The sequence below is a fragment of the Pseudomonas sp. 7SR1 genome, from assembly GCF_900156465.1.
Taxonomy (GTDB): Bacteria; Pseudomonadota; Gammaproteobacteria; order Pseudomonadales; family Pseudomonadaceae; genus Aquipseudomonas.
This window is the reverse complement of sequence record NZ_LT707064.1, coordinates 4,672,187-4,690,932: the sequence shown is the minus strand read 5'-3', so window position 1 is coordinate 4,690,932 and position 18,746 is coordinate 4,672,187. Positions and strand designations below refer to the sequence as shown.

Annotated in this window: 11 protein-coding genes; 6 read left to right on the top strand and 5 right to left on the bottom strand. The window is 64.9% G+C overall.

Going from position 1 to position 18,746, the window contains the following annotated elements; all coding sequences use genetic code 11:
* Positions 1 to 191: 191 nt before the first annotated feature.
* Both BW992_RS20805 and BW992_RS20800 read right to left on the bottom strand, forming a co-directional pair.
* Positions 192 to 9,740 (bottom strand): non-ribosomal peptide synthetase, encoded by a 9,549-nt coding sequence (locus BW992_RS20805; RefSeq protein WP_076407034.1) that lies wholly within the window; start codon positions 9,738 to 9,740, stop codon positions 192 to 194.
* Positions 9,741 to 10,210: 470 nt separating this feature from the next.
* Positions 10,211 to 10,993, bottom strand: coding sequence for an SDR family NAD(P)-dependent oxidoreductase (locus BW992_RS20800; RefSeq protein WP_072391682.1), 783 nt, complete (start codon positions 10,991 to 10,993; stop codon positions 10,211 to 10,213).
* A gap of 87 nt (positions 10,994 to 11,080) precedes the next feature.
* Between BW992_RS20800 and BW992_RS20795 the strand changes: the two genes are divergently transcribed.
* The 4 genes from BW992_RS20795 to BW992_RS26980 all read left to right on the top strand — a co-directional run bounded on the left by BW992_RS20795 (position 11,081) and on the right by BW992_RS26980 (position 13,648).
* The gene (locus BW992_RS20795) at positions 11,081 to 11,242 is read left to right on the top strand and encodes a DUF2986 domain-containing protein (RefSeq protein ID WP_072391685.1); all 162 of its coding nucleotides are present in this window, start codon (positions 11,081 to 11,083) and stop codon (positions 11,240 to 11,242) included.
* 288 nt (positions 11,243 to 11,530) lie between these two features.
* The gene (locus tag BW992_RS20790) at positions 11,531 to 12,577 is read left to right on the top strand and encodes a class I SAM-dependent methyltransferase (protein ID WP_072391688.1); all 1,047 of its coding nucleotides are present in this window, start codon (positions 11,531 to 11,533) and stop codon (positions 12,575 to 12,577) included.
* 217 nt (positions 12,578 to 12,794) lie between these two features.
* Entirely contained in the window at positions 12,795 to 13,325 is a 531-nt protein-coding gene (locus BW992_RS20785) for a hypothetical protein (protein ID WP_072391691.1), read from the top strand.
* 119 nt (positions 13,326 to 13,444) lie between these two features.
* Positions 13,445 to 13,648, top strand: coding sequence for a hypothetical protein (locus BW992_RS26980; RefSeq protein ID WP_072391694.1), 204 nt, complete (start codon positions 13,445 to 13,447; stop codon positions 13,646 to 13,648).
* A 105-nt stretch (positions 13,649 to 13,753) separates the two neighbouring features.
* Here BW992_RS26980 and BW992_RS20780 read toward each other — a convergent pair whose 3' ends face one another.
* Both BW992_RS20780 and BW992_RS20775 read right to left on the bottom strand, forming a co-directional pair.
* On the bottom strand, positions 13,754 to 14,518 hold the full coding sequence (locus BW992_RS20780) for an SDR family oxidoreductase (RefSeq protein ID WP_072458884.1): 765 nt from the start codon (positions 14,516 to 14,518) through the stop codon (positions 13,754 to 13,756).
* A gap of 28 nt (positions 14,519 to 14,546) precedes the next feature.
* Positions 14,547 to 15,347 (bottom strand): SDR family NAD(P)-dependent oxidoreductase, encoded by an 801-nt coding sequence (locus tag BW992_RS20775; protein WP_072431273.1) that lies wholly within the window; start codon positions 15,345 to 15,347, stop codon positions 14,547 to 14,549.
* A gap of 110 nt (positions 15,348 to 15,457) precedes the next feature.
* On the opposite strand from BW992_RS20775, the gene BW992_RS20770 reads away from it, so the two are divergent.
* The gene (locus tag BW992_RS20770; protein WP_076407033.1) at positions 15,458 to 16,402 is read left to right on the top strand and encodes a GlxA family transcriptional regulator; all 945 of its coding nucleotides are present in this window, start codon (positions 15,458 to 15,460) and stop codon (positions 16,400 to 16,402) included.
* Positions 16,403 to 16,416: 14 nt separating this feature from the next.
* Here BW992_RS20770 and BW992_RS20765 read toward each other — a convergent pair whose 3' ends face one another.
* Positions 16,417 to 17,322, bottom strand: a complete 906-nt coding sequence (locus tag BW992_RS20765; RefSeq protein WP_076407032.1) for a LysR family transcriptional regulator — start codon at positions 17,320 to 17,322, stop codon at positions 16,417 to 16,419.
* 229 nt (positions 17,323 to 17,551) lie between these two features.
* On the opposite strand from BW992_RS20765, the gene BW992_RS20760 reads away from it, so the two are divergent.
* Entirely contained in the window at positions 17,552 to 18,661 is a 1,110-nt protein-coding gene (locus BW992_RS20760; protein WP_083526346.1) for an L-dopachrome tautomerase-related protein, read from the top strand.
* The last annotated feature ends 85 nt before the right edge of the window (positions 18,662 to 18,746 follow it).

Sequence of the window (18,746 nt, the reverse complement as noted above, 5' to 3'; positions counted from 1 at the left end):
GCCGCTACTGCTGCCGGCCTGGGCGGCGGGGTTGCGCAGGGCTTCGATCAGGGCCGGTTTATGGCTGCGCAACAAGGCGATCAGTGCCTGGTCGGCCAATACCTGGTCATCGGCCACTACCGATAATTGATCGCCGCGCAAGGACAGGGTTACGCCACGTTGTTTGAGCAGGGCCAGCAATTGTTCCGTGGTCACAGAAGCAGTTCCTTCAAAGGGGTGGTGGCCATGGCCAGACCGGCGAGGGTCGGGGTGGTGAAGAGTTGGCTGATGTCGACCCGCAGGTTGTGCTGTCGCATGCGCTCCACCAGAGTCATGGCGATCAGCGAATGGCCGCCCAGGGCGAAGAAGTTGTCGTGCCGGCTGACCCGTTCGACATTCAGCAACTCGCACCAGAGCGCCGCCAGGGTGATCTCCAGTTCGCCTTGCGGGGCTTCGTAGAGGGTCTGCACGTAAGCCTGGGCGTCGGGTTCCGGCAGGGCGTTGCGGTCGAGCTTGCCGTTGGCGGTCAGCGGCAGGCTGTCCAGGCGCACGTACAGGCCGGGCAGCATGTAGTCGGGCAGGCGTTCGGCCAGGGCGGCCCGGGCCTGGCTCGGCGTCGGTGGCGCCGTGCCCTGCAGGTAGGCGACCAGCCGTGTCACGCCGTGGCGGTCGTTGCGCCCCACCACCACGGCTTGCTGCACACCGGGCAAGGCCAGCAACTGGCTTTCGATTTCACCCAGCTCGATGCGGTGGCCGTGGATCTTGACCTGGAAATCCGTGCGCCCCAGGTAGCTGAGGCTGCCATCCTCTTCCCAGCGCCCGAGGTCGCCGGTGCGGTAGAGCCGCCCACCGGCCTGGGCAGTGAACGGATCGCTGAGGAATCGTTCGTCGGTCAGGGCCGCGCGCTGCCAATAACCACGGGCGACCCCATGGCCACCGATGTGTATTTCCCCGGCCACTCCCACCGGCACGCGCCGGCCATGTCGATCGAGGACATGCACCTGGGTGTTGGGCAGCGGTTGGCCGAGGCTCGGCGTCGAATGGCTGTCGAGCCAGGCACTGGTGGTGTCGACGGTGCACTCGGTGGGCCCATAGACGTTGAGCACCCGAACCTCGGCTTCAGCGGCCAGTTGCGTCCAGAGTTCGCTGGGCACCGCCTCGCCGCCGAGCAGGATGCGCCGTGGCAACGGTTGTCGTGTCTGCGCCGCCTGCCGATGCTTGAGCAAGACCTGCAACTGGGTCGGGGTGCAATCGAACAGCGTGACCTGGCGGCTGTGCAGGTAGTCCAGCAGGGCGCTGGCATCCAGGCGCACCCGTTTGGGAATCAGCACCAGGCAGTGGCCGCTGAGCCATTGGCAAAGCTGTTGTACCGAGGCATCGAAGGCGACCGAGGCATTGAGCGAGCAACGGGTGCCCGGCGGCAGGTCGTCCAGGCGTTGACGCAGCCCGGCCCAGAGGTTGAGCACCGAGTGGTGCTCGACCATCACACCCTTGGGCTGTCCGGTGGAGCCAGAGGTGTAGATCAGGTAGGCCAGGTCCGTGGGCTGCTGGCCCAGGGCGATAGCGTCCGGGTCGTCCGCGCTGGCCTGGGTCCAGGCCAGGGATTCGGGCGCGTCAAGGCTGAGCAGTGGTCCACCCGTAAAGGTCGGTAAACGAGGACGCACCCGTTCCTGGGTGAGCAGGGCCGCCGGTGCGCTGTCGTTGAGCATGTAGGCCAGCCGGGGCGCCGGGTAGTCAGGATCCAGCGGCACATAGGCGCAACCGGCTTTCCACACCGCCAGCAGGGCAATCGCCAACTGCACCTCGCGCTCCAGGCACACGGCGACGAGCTGGCCGCTCTGCACACCCAGGTTGCGCAAGTGATGAGCCAACCGGTTGGCCTGTTCGTTGAGCTGGCGGAAGCTCAATGCCTGGTGTTCGTCGATGACGGCCAAGGCATCGGGGGTGCGCGCAGCCTGTTCGGCGAAGCGCTGCTGCAAGGTCGCGCCGGACGACGGCAGGGCCACTGGCCGGTTGAAGCGATCCAGCCGCGCTTCTTCGTCGTCGGGCAGCACGCGCAACTGCTGGACGGGGGTGTCGTCGGCCTGTTCCAGTGCCTCGACAAGGGCGTCCAGGGTTTGCAGCATGAACCCGACCAGGCGCGCAGGCGCGTACGCCGGGTGGGTCTGGGCGGTCAGTTGAAAGCCTTCGCCCAGGTCGTCCACCGCGAGGTTGAAGGGATAGTGAGTGCGTTCTTCGCTGTGCAACAGGCTCATGCCCGGCATGGCCTGGCGGACGTTCGCCTGGTCGGCATGGCTGTAGCGGTAGTTGAACATCGCACTGAACAGCGCGGTGCCGGCGGGTACCGCGCTGCAGCGCTGGGCCAGTGCGAGTGGGGTCTGCTCGTGGCTGAGCAACCCGTTCAAGGCCTGCTGCACGCCTTCGAGCACGATGCCCACATCGCCATCCAGGCGCACCCGCAAAGGCAGGGTGTTGATGAACAGTCCCAGGGCCCGGTCGGCATGGGCTCCGGCTTGCAGGCGGCCGAACAGCACGGTGCCGAACACCACGTCATCGCGCCCGCTCAGACGGCTCAACACCAGCGCCCAGGCCAGGTGGCAGACGCTGGCGGCACTCACGCCATGGGCACTGGCTTGCTGACGCAGGCGGCGCGCCAGCCCAGGCTCCATCGGCTGTTGGTGTTCCAGGGCGCGCCAGCGGGGATCGGCCTGCACATCGATGGCGAGCGGCAGGGTGGGTTCGTCCAGGTCGCCCAACTGCTCGCTGAAGAACGCCTGTGCCGCACTGACAACCTGCGGTCGACGCGCATGGGCCACCAGCCCGCGAGCGCTGACGGGGCGCGACAGCTGCGCCTGCCGGCCGCCTTCGATCAGTGCGATTTCCTCGATCATCAGTTCCAGGGAAGTGTGATCGACCACCACATGGTGATGCACAAGCAACAGCAGCCAGCGGTCGTGGACGGCGTCGAACGCTACCCGTGCTTCGATCAATGGCGCCTGGCGCAGGTCGAGGCGGTAATGGCGAGGGTCGGCACTGGCGTGCAGTTGCGCGGCGACGTCGCCCTCGAATGCCAGGCGCACTGGCTTGAAGGCCACCTGGCGCAGCACCACTTGCAGCGGCTCCTGCAAATCCTCCCAGAGCACCAGGGTGCGCAAGGCATCATGCCGGGCGATGACCTGTTCCAGCGCAGCGCAGAAACGTTGCAGGCACGCTTCGTCGGTGAACGCCAGCAGGCTGCGCAACAGGTAGTTGTCCCCGGCACTCTGGGCCCGATGGTGGTAAAGCATGCCTTCCTGCAGAGGGCCCAGCGGATAGATATCCTGGATGTTGCCGGCACCGCCGGGAACCTGTGCCGCGATCCTGTCGATCTGCGCCTGGGCCAGTTCGACGAGATCGAGCATCGGCGGGGTGATCCGCGAGCAGGGGGTAGGGATGCAACTGACGCTTTCCACGGGCGCGGCCTCGGTACCCAGGGTGTCCAGGCGTTGCGCCAGGGCCGCGAGGGTCGATCGCTCGAAGACACTGCGGATATCCAGGTTCCAGCCGTTGCGGCGCAGTCGTTCGAGCAGCTGCACGGCCAGCAGGGAGTGTCCGCCCAGGCTGAAAAAATCATCCTCGCGACCGATGTCCGGCTGGCCGAGCACCTGGGCCCAGATCGCCGCAAGCCGACGTTCGGTGTCGCTGCGCGGAGGGGACTTGTCACGGTCGGCGGGCAGCGTCACGGGCAGGGGCAGTGCCTGCCGGTCGAGCTTGCCGTTGGGCGTCAGGGGCAACTGGGGTAGCGCGATGCAGGCGCTGGGCAACATGTAGTCCGGCAAGCGGTTTTCCAGGTAGGCCCGCACCTGCGCCAGGTCCGGGACCGGCGCGGCGGGATCCTGGGCGACCAGGTAGGCCACCAGCCGCGGATCCCCGCCAGGCCCGGGTTGGGCCAGGACCACCGCTTCGCGCAGGCCCGGCATGCCCAGCAGTTGCGCTTCGATCTCTCCCAGTTCGATGCGAAAGCCCCGCACCTTGACCTGGAAGTCGTTGCGGCCCAGGTACTCCAGGTGTCCGTCGGCACGCCAGCGGCCCAGATCGCCGGTGCGGTACATGCGCGCTTCGGGATCGCTGACGAAAGGGTCCGGCAAGAACCGCTCGGCGGTGAGTTCGGCCCGGTTCAGGTAGCCACGGGCCACGCCGGCCCCGCCGATATGGATTTCCCCGGCCACACCCAGAGGCACTGGTTGGCGATGCCGATCGAGCAGGTAGATGCGCGTGTTGTCCAGGGGTTGACCGATACCGGGCAGGAACCCCTGTTCACGGCTCATCGACAGCCAGGTGGAGTAGGTGGTGGTTTCCGTCGGGCCATAGAGATTGCAGACCCGGTCCGTGGCGCCCTGGGCAAACAGTTGCTCCACCAGCCGTGCCTTGAGGGGCTCGCCGGCCAGGTTGACGACTCGGGTGGTCGGCGCGATGGCGCCGATCCTCACCAGTTCCTCCACGGCCGAGGGCACGCTGTTGATCAGCGATACCGTACGGGGGCGCTCCACCAGGGCCAAGGCATTGTCCACCAGATGCAAGGTGGCGCCGGCGGCCAGGGGCACGAAGCACTCGAACACCGCCAGGTCGAAATTGATCGAGGTGGCGAACAGGCTGTGGTGCAACTCATCGACGTCGAAACTGCGCAGGGCCCAGTGCAGCAGGTTGCAGGCGTTGCGGTGCTCGATCATCACGCCCTTGGGCATACCGGTGGAGCCTGACGTATAGATCACATAGGCCAGGTGCGCGGCGTTCAGGTCCGCGGCATCGGGATTGTCGATGGGCTGGGCGTCCAGCCGGGCCTGTAGCTGCGGTGTGTCCAGGTCCCATCGCTCGATTGCGGTGGTGGCCGGTAGGCGCGTGCGCAATGCGTCACTGCTGAGCACCAGGCGCGGGGCGCTGTCTTCCAGCATGTGCCGCAGGCGTGCCGGCGGATAGGTCGGGTCCAGGGGGACGTAGGCAGCGCCGGCCTTCAGGGTGGCCAGTAACGCCACCAGCATGTGCGGACCACGCTCCAGGCAGATCGCCACCCGGTCGTCGGGTCGCAACCCGGTCGCCAGCAGGGCGTGGGCCAACCGGTTGGCCTGGCGATTGAGCTGGCCATAGGTGAGCGTGGTCGTGCCGGCTGACGCGGTTTCGATATGGGCGGCCACGGCATCGGGCCACAAGGCGGCCTGGCGCTCGAACGGCTGGTGCAGCAGGGTGTCGCGCGGATGTGCGTGTCGAGTCTGGTTGAACCCTTCCAGCAACTGTTGCCGTTGCGCCACGGGCAGGCTGTCCAGGGTGCAGGCACCGGTGGTCGGCGCTGTCTCCAGGGTCTGCGCCACCACGTGAAGGGCCTGGACCATATGGGCCAGGACGGTTTCGGCGCAGACCGAGCGATGGATCTGTGCGCTCAGGGCAAATTCATCACCCAGGTCGTCCACCGACAGGCAGAACGGGTAGTTGCTGCGCTCCTCGCTGCCCATTACCTGGATGCCGGGCAGGTCGAATTCCGGGCGCGTCGAGCGTTGGCCCTGACTGTGACGAAAGTTCAGCAGTGCCGAGAACAGCGGCGCATGGGCGGGCAAGGCACTGCAGCGTTGGGCCAGGGCCAGGGGCGCATGTTCATGGGCCAGTAGTTCCACCAGCCGCCCATGGACTTGGCGCAATGCCGTCTGCAATGGTAGGTCGAGGTCGATACGCAGCGGCAAGGTGTTGATGAACATGCCCAAGGCGCGGCCGACGTGCTGTTCGGCGTTGAAGCGTCCGAACAGCACCGTGCCGAATACGACGTCGTCGCGGCCGCTGGTCTTGCCCACCAGCATTGCCCAGGCCAGGTGAAACAGGCTGGCGACGCCCACTGCCTGGGCCTTGGCCAGATGCCGCAGGCGCACGGATAGTGCCGGGTCGAGCTGGCACTGGGCCTCGCGATTGTCGCGTCCCGAACCCTGGATATCGTTCAGCCCATAGGGCAGGGTCGGCTCGTGGAGATCACCGAGCAAGCGTTGGAAATAGGCCTCTGCATCCGCCTGGCGTCGGGGCTGGCGCGCCTGGGCCACGAATTGGCGAAACGCGATGGCGGGGGGCAGCGGATGCCGGGGATCGAGCATCAGCGCCCGGACTTCGGCGAACAGCAGGCCCAGGGTGGCGTGGTCGATGGACAGGTGATGGTGAACCAGTTGCAGGTGCCAGCGCTGGTCGGCGGCGTCGAAGCGTACGAAGGCTTGCGCCAGGGGGGCACGGCGAATGTCCAGGTGCTCCTCAGCAAAGGCTCGGCCCTCGTCGAGCAGGACCACGGGCAAGCGGGCGACGCGCCAGACCACTTGCACCGGTGTATCCAGGCCTTCCCAGAGCACGGCGCTGCGCAACACGTCATGACGAGCGATGACTTGGTCGAAGGCGTCGATGAACCGTTGCAGGCGTGCCTGGCTGTCGAAGGCCAGGGTCGCGCGCAGCAGGTAGGCATCGTCCCTGGGCTGCAACAGGTGGTGGAACAGCAGGCCTTCCTGCAGCGGTGCCAGGGGATAGATGTCTTGTACGTTGGCCAGACCGCCTTCCACCGTGGTGACGATGTGGTCGATCTGCGCCTGGGTCAGGTCGAGTGAGAGCGTCGCCGCAGGTTCCGGGTCCTGGACTGAGTGTTCCAGCGTCGCCGCCAGGTTGAGAAGGTTGGTCGCGTTGAACAGGGTCCCGACGTCGAGGCTCCAGCCTTCGGCGCGCAGTTGCTCCACCATCTGCACGGCCAGCAGGGAGTGACCGCCCAGGGCAAAGAAATTGTCCTGGCGACCGACACGCGGTACGCCCAGGATCTGGGCCCAGAGTTCGGCCAGGCGGGTTTCCACCGGCCCCTGCGGCGCGTCGTAGCGGTGCAGGGCGAAGTGAGCTTCGCCTGGCTCGGGCAAGGCGCGGCGGTCCAGCTTGCCGTTGGCGGTGAGGCTGAAGGCGTCCACCTGGACGAACGCGGCGGGCAGCATGTAGTCCGGGAGCACCGCGGCCAACCGGGCGCGCAGTTCGCTGGGGTCCTGGGCGCTGGTGGCGGTGAAGTAGGCCAGCAGGCGTTGCTGGGCGTCGGCCAGCACCACCGCTTCGGTCACGGGTGGCAAGGCCTTGAGCTGCGCCTCGATCTCCCCCAGCTCGATCCGGAAACCGCGGATCTTGACCTGGAAGTCGTTGCGCCCCAGGAACAGCAACACGCCGTCGACGCGCCAGCGCGCCAGGTCGCCGGTGCGGTACAACCGCGCCCCCGGCGTCGGGTCGAAGGGATGGGGCACGAAGCGCTGTTCGCTCAACTGCGGCTGGTTCAGGTAACCCAGGGCCAGGCCATCGCCGCCGATGTACAGCTCGCCGGCGACGCCGATGGGCACGGGGCGACGTTGGTCGTCGAGCACGTAGACCTGGGTATTGCCGATCGGCTTGCCGATGGGAATGTCACCGGCCAGGGCGTCTTCCAGGGTGATGCGATGGGTGGTGGCGAAGGTGGTGCTTTCGGTGGGACCGTAGCCGTTGAGCAGATGCTGGGGCGGCGAGTGGCGCAACACCTGGGCGATGCGCCGGGGATCGAGCACATCGCCGCCCACCATCAGGTAGCGCAGGGCCGCGAAGGCCGGGGCCAGAGGTTCGGCGAACTGATGGAACAGCCCGGCGGTGAGCCAGAGGACGCTGACTTCATGGCGCAGCAGATGTTCATTGAACCGGGCCGCATCCAGCAGGGTGTCGCGGGGACAGACCACCAGGCAGCCGCCGTTGAGCAATGCGCCCCAGATTTCCAGGGTGCTGGCGTCGAAGGCCGGGTTGGCGGCCAGGGCGATGCGATCCTGGGCGTTGAAATCGGCGAAACCGTTGTTGCGCACCAAGCGGGTGATGGCGCGGTGGGGCACCTGCACCCCCTTGGGCACGCCGGTCGAGCCGGAGGTGTACATGACGTAGGCCACATCGTTCGCACCGCTTGCCTGCGGTGGAGCAGGGGGGGCTTCGCTGGGCAGTTCGTCGAGGTCGAGGGTCAGGACGCCTGCCACCGACAATGCGGGCCCGTGTTCGCACAGCAGCCAGGCGCTGCCGCTGTCGGCCAGTACCCTTGCCAGATGCGCGGCGGGAGCGTCGCGATCCACCGGCACATAGGCCGCGCCGCGTTTCAGGATCGCCAGTATCGACACGATCAGCCCCGCGCCTCGGCCCAGGTATAACGCGACCTTGTCACCGGCCTTGACTCCCTGTGCCGCCAGGTGTCCGGCCAGCCACTCGGCGCGCTGGTCGAGCTGGCGATAGCTCAGCGACTGCCTGTCGTCCTGCAGCGCCGTGGCTTGGGGACGAAGTCGGACCTGCGCCTCGAAGAGCGCGCACAGCGACGTTTCGGCGGGATATTCCCAGGCGGTGGCGTTGAAGTCTTGGATGACCCGGTGCTGCTCGGTTGCATCGAGCAAGGTGTAGTCCATCAGCGCCCGGCTCGGGTCGGCGAGCACCTGTTCGGTGAGGTGTTCGAGGCGCTTCAGGTGCGCGCTCATCTGCTCGGTGCTGAAGAGGCGCGGGTCGTAGTTGAATTCCAGGAACGGTTCGGTCTGCACTTCGTAGTCGCGCAGGTAGATCGCCAGCGGGTAGCGTTCGTAGCCGTTGTGCCAGGTGCGCAACGTGCAGCGCGCTCGGCCCAGGTTCACATCGCCGGGGTACTGTTCCACCGAAAGCATCAACTCGAACAACTGGCCGGGATGGCCGGCGCGTGCCCGCAGCTCACGGTGCAGGTCCTGCAATGGATAGCGCTGGTGCCGATAGCTGCGCCGAGTCTGATGGGCGACTCGCTGCACCGCCTCGGCGAAGCTGGCTTGTCCGTCGACCCGGACCGCCAGTGGCAGCACCGAAGAAAACATCCCCACGGTCCGTTTCTGCAGGGCATCGCCGCGGTTGTGCACCGGCAAGCCGATCACCAGCTGTTCACGGCCATCGGTCATGCGGCTGAAATAGCCGGCCAGTAACGCGCTCAAGCAGTGGCTGAGGGTCGCCCCCTGGGTCTTTGCCCACTGGCTCAAGCGCTCCAGGCGGCTCGCCCCCAGGGTCCAGACCGCCTGGGCGCTGGGCACCGGAGCGGTAAGGTTGGGTTGCGCCTGGCCCTGGGTGGCCGGCGACACCGGGGATTGGAACAACGGCGCCGGCAGCGTCGAAAACTGCTCCAGCCAATAATCGCGGGCCTTGGCGTAGCGGGCCGACCCCAGGTACGCCCGATCCTTTGCCACGAAAGCCTGGTAACCCTGCGCCAGTTCCGGGTCGATCACCGGCTGCTCACCGCGCAGCATCTGGTTGTACGTCGCGCTGACGGCCTGGCCGATCAGCCCCACGGACGTGCCATCGCAAATCAGGTGGTGATAACGGGCGTTCCACAGTGCCTGGGTATCGGAGAGCTGGAACCATTCCATGCTCCACAGCGGACGGCCATAAAGTGCGAACGGAGTGCGGTTCAGTTGCGTGAGGGTGGCCAGTGCCTGGGCGGGCGCATCGGGCGCAGCGCGCAAATCATGGAAGGTGAACGGCGCCTCCAGCGCGGCGACGACCTGTTGTTGGGCCTGTCCTTCGCTTTCGCTGAAGATCAGTCGCAATGCATCGTACTGGGTGATGACCCACTTGAGCGCGGCCGCGAAAATCGCCGGGTCCACGGCGCCGTCGATCTGCACCGTGACGCCGATGTTGTAGGAGGGTGTATCGGGCGAGAGCAATTGGTCGAACCAGACGGATTGTTGCGTGGAGCTCAACGAAAAGCATCGCGGTTCGATCATGACACGTCCATATGTGCTTGCGCCGACCTGGCGGCGACCCCAAGGGGTGGGATCGGCACGCCCGGACGGGCATATCCTGTTTAGACACGGGCGACGGGATCGGCAAAGCCTGGCTCGGGGCCTGATTCAGGGTTTATCGAGGGGCCAAACGTTTGCCAGCGACCACGGAGAACTCCCTGCGGCGCCTGCCAGATCCGTCCAAGCGGATAAACATAGCAGTGGTTTGGCAAATGGAAAGTTTTTTTTATTTTGTTTCTGACGAAACGATTATTCGTCCTGGAGGTGCGGGTGGACTCGGTTCATCGCGGCATCGGCAGCGAAGAAGCCGTCACAAGCCAGCAGGCATTCGCGAGGGTGACCGAATGCAGCAGAAGGCCAGATCGGTCGCGACTCCATCGACATCGGCATGTTGTGTCGGTCGCTACAGCCGCGCTTTGCCAAGCCAGGCCACGGAGGCGCTGGCCATGGATTCAAAGGCCCGGCGCCTTGTTTTCAACCAGGCAGTTCCCACCGTCCACCACCAGCAGTTCCCCGGTGATATAGCTGGCTTCGGGAGAGGCGAGAAATGCGACGGCGGCCGCCACTTCTTCTGGGCGGCCGGCGCGTCCGAGCGGGGTATGGCGGGCGGCGTGCACTTCCTCAGGCAAGCTTGAGCCGGTGGCGATCCAGCCCGGCGCGACCGAGTTCACCGTGATGCCGTAGGAGGCGACTTCCAGTGCCAGGCTCATGTTCATGCCGACCATCCCGGCTTTCGCGGCGCTGTAGGCTGCGCCGCTGGGGTAGCTGGCACGGGTGCCGGTGGTGGAGCTGATCTGGACGATGCGGCCATAACGGCGCGCCTGCATGCCTGGGAGTACGCCGCGGGTGAGCAGGAACGCGCTGGTCAGGTTGCGCGCGATCGAGCCGTTCCAGGTCTCCAGGCTCATGCCGGCCACTTCGGTGGCCGCTTCGGGCGCGCCCTGGACAGCCATGCCGGCGTTGTTCACCAAGATATCGATGCGACCCCATAGCGACTCGGCCCAGGCCGTGAACGGTCGGACCTGGGCTTCGTCGGTCAGGTCTGCGGCGCGCCCTTCGACGTCGAAACCTTCGGCACGCAGTTCGGCGACGCGCTCGTCGATGCGGGCGCTGCTGGCGGTGATCACCAGCCTGGCCCCGGCGGCCCCCAGGCGCCGGGCGATGGCGATCCCGATGCCTTGCCCGCTGCCGGCGCCGCTGATCAACGCCACCTGTCCTTTCCAATCCGTCATCATCGTCTTACTCCGCAAGGGTAGTGATTATGGTTGGCTCATTATTTTTATCTGGCATCATGCCCGCACGTACACGCCGGGCAGAGCCACATGAATCGTCGCAAAAAGATCAAGCAGCTACTTCAGGCCAATGCCAAGAAGGCCAGCGCCAAGCTGGCGCCGCGCAACAAGCCCAAGTACATCAGTAAAGCCGACCGATTGAAACTGGCGGCCGAAGCCGACCAGGCATCGAGCGACGCCACTGAAAGCTGACCCAGGGCCGTCCCTGTCCTGATCCATCCTGCCTCGTTCGGGCCACCTTCGATCGCCGCTTCGCCGGGCGTCGCGTCATGCCACGCCGTTGCCTTGCAAGGCATAGACTGGGTATCCCTGCGGTGAATCAGGGCCGCGGGTAGCCGGGCTGGCGTCCGGTTTGCCGGGTGATTGCGTGCCGGACGAACGGCGACACGTGCCCGCGCGTTTATCCATCCGACCACCGCAAACAGTCTTCAGGTTTCTTGCGCCCGTGTCGACGGTGGCCTTCTTGCAGGAGGGTACGTAATGGACGAGGCAAAACTGAACGAGTTCATGGGTAAGCTGGTGTCCGATATGGGCGCCTCGGCCATGCTCGCCAACGTGATACTGGGGGACGAACTCGGGCTGTACAAGGCAATGGCCGATAGCCGGCCGGTGACCTGCGAGGCGCTTGCCTCCAGGACCGGCTGCAACCCACGGTTGATCCGGGAATGGCTCAGCGCCCACGTGGCGTCCGGGTACATGGAGCATCACGAAGGGCAGTTCGTATTGCCCGAAGAGCAGGCCCTGGCCCTGGCCATCGAGGATTCGCCGGTGTATGTGGCGGGCGGGGTCATGGTGGTCGCTTCCATGTTCCACGACAAGGACAAACTGGTGGCCGCCATGCGCGGTGATGGCGGGCTCGCCTGGGGCGATCACCATCCCTGCATGTTCAGCGGTACCGAGCGCTTTTTCCGACCGGGGTACAAGACGTATCTGGTGTCGCAATGGTTGCCGGCATTGGAAGGTGTGGTGGAAAAACTCACCGCCGGCGCGCGTGTCGCCGATATCGGCTGTGGCCACGGCGCCTCCACCATTGTCATGGCACAGGCCTTCGCGGCGTCCCGCTTCATGGGGTTCGACTATCACGCCCCCTCCATCGCCACTGCGACACAGCGCGCCAGGGAGGCCGGCGTCGAGGACCGCGTCAGTTTCGCCCAAAGCACTGCCAAGGACTATCCCGGGGAGGCTTACGACCTGATCTGCTATTTCGATTGCCTGCATGACATGGGCGACCCGGTCGGCGCGGCGCAACATGCCTATCGGTCGCTGAAGGATGACGGTACGGTCCTGCTGGTCGAACCGTTTGCCAACGACACGCTGGACGAGAACATCACCCCTGTCGGACGGCTGTTCTACGCCGCTTCCACCTTTATCTGCACACCCAACTCACTCTCCCAGGAAGTGGGCCTGGGCCTGGGCGCCCAGGCCGGGGAGACCCGGTTGCGGGAGATATTCGAGGCGGCCGGCTTCAGACAACTGCGCCGCGCGGCCCAGACGCCTTTCAACCTGATCCTCGAGGCTCGCAAGTAACCGATGGTGGGTACGCCGTGTGCGCAAGGAATCCGTGCACGGCTCAATCCGCTGGCGAAGCAACGCCGGCGGCGTAAAGATTGAACAGCCCTCGACAGCCCATGGTCTACGTCTTGAAGCGTGGCGCAGCGCAAACCCACCGCCCGCCGCGAAGCGCTGCGCGAAGGCGGCCCGAAGGGCGGCAGGGAACCAAGGCCAACGGTCAAGGATGTGAACGATGATGATTGCCTGCCTGGGATGGGGTTCGTTGATCTGGAAACCTGAATCCTTGCCATTGGCCAGCGAGTGGTTCCTGGACGGCCCGCTGTTGCCGATAGAGTTTTCACGGGTCGGTGACGGCGGTGAACTCGCCACGGCGATCTGCCCGGACGCGCCGCCCGTCAAGGTTCTGTGGTCGGTGTTGGCCGTCGAATCGCTGGAGCAGGCCTGTGAAGCGCTGCGCCAACGCGAACAGATTCCGGCGGATCGACAAGGCGGTATCGGCCTGTTCAAGGCCGGCCGTTCGCCGGTGGGCACGATGGCGCGATGGGCTGCGCAGCGTCAGCTCGATGCGGTGGTCTGGACGGCGCTTGAGCCCAGGTTCGAGGACAACGAGGGCCGGGTACCTTCCCTGGACGATGTGCTGGCTTATCTGTCTGGCCTGACGGGGGAAACGCTGGCCCATGCCCGGGACTACATCAGGCAGGTTCCCCGACAGATCGATACACCCTATCGGCGGGAAATTGCCAGCAGGCTGGGGTGCAAGTGACGTATGTCCGAAAGGGGAAGGTGCGACGCAAGCGGTGGGATTGGTTTCGCTAGGTGACAGTTTTCTATACAGAAACTATTATTTGTACAGGTTTTGGCGTTACGTATGGGACTGCTGGCATGACTCCTCAAGAAAAGCTTCTTTTATGGCATTCGAACTGGGCTCTTTCCAAACAGACCGTTAAATGCAAGGGCTGCGGTGCAGAGCAACCGGAGCAGGACAAGGACAGGGACTTCGTTCACCACCCGCAATGCACGGCGATGCGCCCGGGCATGAGCCCGTGGAGTGCCCTGGATGACATCCGGATGTCATTCGAAAACTAGGCTCCGTCTGAAAGCCAGGTCGGGCATTCAACGCTCCGGCTCCACCCTTTTTATCCAAGCCCGATGGGAAACGGCCCGGCGTCGGATGACGTCGGGCCGTTTGGGTCATGCGACCGGGATGGGGTTCTCCACCATCGACAGGTTGAACTGCTCGATCAGGGCGTATTCGTCCGGCCCGGGGTTCGAGCGCAGTGCCGCGATGCGGTCGACGATGATTTCATGGCGGGAGCCTTCGAGCTTGTCCATGGTTTCGGCGATGAACTCGTCGAGAGGCATGGCGCGTTCGTCGCCACTGCGGTGAATCAGGTCGGTATCGACCCAGGGCGGCGAGATCTCCAGCACCTTCACCGAGGTCTCGCGCAGCATGAAGCGCTGCGACAGAGTGTAGGAGTGGATGGCGGCCTTGGTGGCCGAATACAGCGCCGTGACGGCCAGCGGAATGAAGGCGAGCACCGAGCTGTTGTTGATGATGTACGCCTCGGGCTGTGTCTTGAGATGTTCGACGAACGCGGCACTGACCCGAACAGGTCCGAGCAGGTTGGTATCGATCAACTGCACCGCCGCGGCGTCGTCGTGTTCACCCGATCCTGCGTTGTCGAACGGCATGATCCCGGCGTTGTTGATGACCACGTTGAGGGCTGGATAACGGGCGATCACCTGCTCGGCGACGGCCTTGATCTGGGCCGGGTTGCCAATATCGAGCTCGACGCTGTCCATGCCGGGGTTGGCTTGGGTGATCTCATCCAGCAGGGCTTTACGCCGGCCAGCGATAATCACCTGGTTGCCACGTTGGTGGAAGGCTTCGGCCAGGGCTCGACCGATGCCGGAGGTGCCGCCGGTGATGAATACGGTGTTCTGGGTCAGCTTCATGGGACATTCTCCTGGATGAATTCGGTGATCAATGGGCGGCTTTGTAACGGGGCGCCGGGACGTTGCTCGATAGCTGGGTCGAGAGGTGCTGGCGCGCCGCTTCGTAGGCCTGCCAGGTTTCAAGGGCGTGCAGCGAAGGGATGGAAATCAGCTCACCTCGATCGAAATCCAACAGTGCCGAGTCGACCAGGTCGCTGGCGGACATCACGATGCCCGGGTCCAGGTTTTCCACGGGCAGCCCGCCAATGGCCCAGAAGTCGGTGGCCGTGGCGCCTGGCAGGACGGCCTGGATGCGCACGCCTTTGTCGGCCAGTTCACGGTGCAGCGATTGGCTCAGTGCCGTGACGAAGGCTTTGCTGCCGCCATAGACGCCGTTGAGGATTTCCGGAGCGACGCTGACGATGGAGGAAATGTTGATGATTGCGCCTGTGCCCCTGGCGACGAAGCCGGGCGCGGCGGCATACGTCAGCCGGGTCGGGGCGGTGACGTTCAGTTCGATCATCCGCGTCATCTGTTCCACGTCGCTGTCGAGCAAGGCGGTGTGGGTGCCGATCCCGGCGTTGTTGACCAACAGGGTGATGCTGGCGTCTTCCCTGAGCTTGGCTTCGACCCTGGCCAGGGAAGTGCGCTCGTTGAGGTCTGCGTCGAGCACCTCGACAATGCGCCCGGTCTCATCGGCGATGCGCCTGGCCAGTGCGTTGAGGCGGTCGCGGTTGCGTGCCACCAGGATCAGGTTGTAGCCCCGGCGGGCGAGGCGGTCGGCATAGACGGCACCGATGCCGGATGAGGCGCCCGTGATCAAGGCAGTACCCGGATGTGCGTGAGTCATTTTCATTCTCCAGAGCGGTGGGTTGCGTTGGAGAAATATTGCGGGGATTTGACGATGTCTTAAATGACGTTTATGGTCGTTTTTCAGGACATTCAAGAAGGAAACTCGGCATGCACCGTATCGGCTATGTTGTCGCGGACGGCTTCCAGGTGATGTCGTTGGCCTCTCAGACGGTGTTCGAGTACGCGAATGTCGTCGCCGGCGAGCCGTTCTATGCCATAGAGAATTACTCCGTGACCGGCGGTCTTGTCCGCTCTTCCCTGGGCATGCTCATTGAAACCGCGCCGTTGGGCGCGCCCGGGCATGCACAGACCTGGATCTTCACCGGCGTGAACGACCCGCTCACTGTTGCACCTTCGGCCGAACTGCTGGCATTCGCCCGCCTGGCCGGGGGACAGGCCCGGCGTACGGCAGGCATCTGCACCGGTGGTTTCGTCCTGGCCGAGGCCGGCTTGCTGGCCGATCGCCGAGCGACCACCCACTGGGCCTACGCCAGCGAGTTGCAGCGGCGGTTCCCGGACGTGCAGGTGGAAGACGATCGTATCTATATCATCGACGGCCCGATCTGGACCTCGGCCGGCATGACCGCCGGCCTCGACCTGGCGATGGGCATGCTGGAAAAGGACCTGGGAGCCGAAGTCGCCCGCTCGGTGGCGCGCAAGCTGGTGATGCACCAACGACGTACAGGAGGTCAGTCCCAGCATTCCGAGCTGCTGGTCCTGGCGCCGAAATCGGACCGGATCCAGAGCGCGCTGGATTATGCGCGGCTCAACCTGGCCGGCCCGTTGAGCGTCGAGGCATTGGCCGAGCACGTGCACCTGAGCCCGCGCCAGTTCACCCGGGTGTTCACTGCGGAGACCGGCCAGTCGCCGGCCAAGGCCATCGAAAACCTGCGCCTGGAAGCGGCACGGCTGATGATCGAACAGAGCCGCCACAGCCTGGAGACCGTCGCCCGGGAAACCGGCTTTCGTGATCGCCGCCATCTGCGCGAGGTGTTCCTGCGGGGCTTCGGTGTCACCCCCTTGGCGGTGCGACGGGATGCTCGTGGGAGTTGATGGCCACGGCAGGCTCAAACCAGCTTGGGCGATCGCTCCTCCAGTTCGGCAAACCGGCTGCGCAACAACGAATGCAATTGTTGCACCGCCGCCGAAAACTGCTTGCGGTGTGGGCAAACGAAGCTCAATGGCAGGGGTTCGCCTGGGTGATCCGGCAGCAGTACCTCCAGTCGACCCGCACCGATATCGTCGTTCAGGTCCAGCCAGGATCTATAGGTGATCCCCTCGCCAGCGAGGGCCCAGCGCCGCACCACATCGGCGTCGTCGGAAAACAGCGGACCGGACACCGAGACGACCTTGGCCCCCAGCCGCCATTTGTCGTAGACCCGACCGTGGAGGGTGTAGAGCAGACAATCGTGGTGCAGCAAGTCATCCGGCGTGCGCGGGCGCCCGTGTTTGTGCAGATAGTCCGGGGATGCCACCAGTACACGGCGGTTCCAGGGGGCCAGGGGCAGGGCGATGTAATTGGCATCGTCCAGCTGGCCGTACCGGATGGCGACGTCGACTGGATCGCGGAACATGTCCGCCACTTGATCGGACAGGAAATAGCGCAACGACAATTGCGGATGGCGGTGCCGGAATTCCGATAGCCATGGCAGCAGGACATTGCGTCCCAGATCCGAGGGTGCCGCTACCTGAAGCACGCCACGCAGTTCGGCGCTTTCGCGCCTGATCTTTTCCCGGCCTTCTCTAAGCGTATCGAGCACGGTCTGCGCATTGGGCAGGTACTGTTCGCCTTCGGCGGTCAAGCGCAGGCTGCGTGTCGAGCGGGCGAAGAGACGAACATCCAGCTCACGCTCCAGGCGCTTGATAGCGGCGGCCACCTGCCCAGGCAGCAGGTCGACTTCCCGAGCGGCGTTGGAAAAACTGCCGAGGGCTGCGGTCCGTACGAACAGCGCAAGGTCGTCGATGCGGATCATTTTCACTCCAGCTGTGAAAGTGTTGGCGCATTCTACGTATTTTTCTTCCCGGGAGAGAAGGCGAGTATGGCCCCCACCGGTTGTCCTTGCGGACTTCCTTCCAACCCTTGGCAGACAGCCAGGCCTACAGCCGTCGGCCTCCCGGAGCATGAACATGATCAAGACAAACAGATTCGCAACATCTGCCATTGCCCTCGCTCTTGCGTCGGCTGTCCAAGCGACATCGACCATGGCGGCCACGGACTTTCCCAGTGATGCGCCGGCTGATCGGTCCATCGGCCCCTTGCAGCAGGTGTTCGCTTTCCAGGACGCCATGCCGACCGGCGTCACGGTGAGCGAGACGGGGCGGATCTTCGTCAATTTCCCGCGCTGGGGGGATGATGTACCGTTCACGGTGGCTGAGATCAGCGAAGGAAAATTGCGGCCTTACCCCAATGACCGGATCAACCATGAGAACAGCGTCGACCCGGCCAAGGGCCTGATCAGCGTGCAGAGCGTGGTGGCCGACGGGCAGGGGCGGGTCTGGCTGCTGGATACGGCGGCTCCCGGTTTCACTGCGCCCAGGGCCGGAGGCGCAAAACTGGTGGCGGTGGACCTGGCGAGCAACCAGGTGGTAAAGACGCTGGTGTTCCCGCCGCACGTCATATTGCCCAGTACCTATGTGAACGACATGCGCTTCGATTTTCGCCACGGCAATCAGGGGACCGTGTACGTCACTGACTCGTCGGTCAGCGGCCCGGGGGCAATCATTGTCATGGACATCGAAAGCGGCAAGGCGATGCGGCGCTTGAGTGGAGCAAGGTCCACTTCCGTGGATCCGTCGTTCATTCCGATGGTGGAAGGACAGCCGGTCATGTCCCGAGGGGCCGATGGCAAACCCAAGCCTTTGGGGGTGGCTAGCGACGGCATCGCCCTCTCGGCGGATGGCAAGACGTTGTATTTCAGCCCGTTATCAAGTCGCCATCTGTATTCGGTGCCAACGGCGTTGCTGCGTGATGCCGGCATCAGCGACAAACGCCTGGAAGCGGCGGTGGTAGACCTGGGCGAAAAGGGTGCTTCCGATGGTCTGGAAGCGGACGCCGAGGGTGCAGTCTATGCGACCGATTATGAACACAACGCGATTCGCAAGCGCCTGGCCGACGGTGCTTGGAAGACCATTGTTCAGGACCCGCGGGTATTGTGGCCTGACACCCTCTCTATCGGTCCGGACGGCTATCTGTATTTCACGGCCAACCAGCTCCATCGCCAGGCCGGTTTTCGCAACGGGGTCGACCAGCGTGTCAAACCCTACAGCCTGCTGCGTGTCAAAATCGATGCGGCACCGGCGCCGACCCGTTGATTCCCTTGGCCCTGCGACATCCTTGACCGGAAAGAGCCCCAGGGCAGGACACTGTCGGGGGCTTGGCGCCCGACAATGCCGATCC

Excerpts from the sequence above, each read along its gene's own strand:
- BW992_RS20805 (WP_076407034.1), bottom strand. The coding sequence starts at position 9,740 with ATGATCGAACCGCGATGCTTTTCGTTGAGCTCCACGCAACAATCCGTC.
- BW992_RS20800 (WP_072391682.1), bottom strand. The coding sequence starts at position 10,993 with ATGATGACGGATTGGAAAGGACAGGTGGCGTTGATCAGCGGCGCCGGC.
- BW992_RS20795 (WP_072391685.1), top strand. The coding sequence starts at position 11,081 with ATGAATCGTCGCAAAAAGATCAAGCAGCTACTTCAGGCCAATGCCAAG.
- BW992_RS20790 (WP_072391688.1), top strand. The coding sequence starts at position 11,531 with ATGGACGAGGCAAAACTGAACGAGTTCATGGGTAAGCTGGTGTCCGAT.
- BW992_RS20785 (WP_072391691.1), top strand. The coding sequence starts at position 12,795 with ATGATGATTGCCTGCCTGGGATGGGGTTCGTTGATCTGGAAACCTGAA.
- BW992_RS26980 (WP_072391694.1), top strand. The coding sequence starts at position 13,445 with ATGACTCCTCAAGAAAAGCTTCTTTTATGGCATTCGAACTGGGCTCTT.
- BW992_RS20780 (WP_072458884.1), bottom strand. The coding sequence starts at position 14,518 with ATGAAGCTGACCCAGAACACCGTATTCATCACCGGCGGCACCTCCGGC.
- BW992_RS20775 (WP_072431273.1), bottom strand. The coding sequence starts at position 15,347 with ATGACTCACGCACATCCGGGTACTGCCTTGATCACGGGCGCCTCATCC.
- BW992_RS20770 (WP_076407033.1), top strand. The coding sequence starts at position 15,458 with ATGCACCGTATCGGCTATGTTGTCGCGGACGGCTTCCAGGTGATGTCG.
- BW992_RS20765 (WP_076407032.1), bottom strand. The coding sequence starts at position 17,322 with ATGATCCGCATCGACGACCTTGCGCTGTTCGTACGGACCGCAGCCCTC.
- BW992_RS20760 (WP_083526346.1), top strand. The coding sequence starts at position 17,552 with ATGGCGGCCACGGACTTTCCCAGTGATGCGCCGGCTGATCGGTCCATC.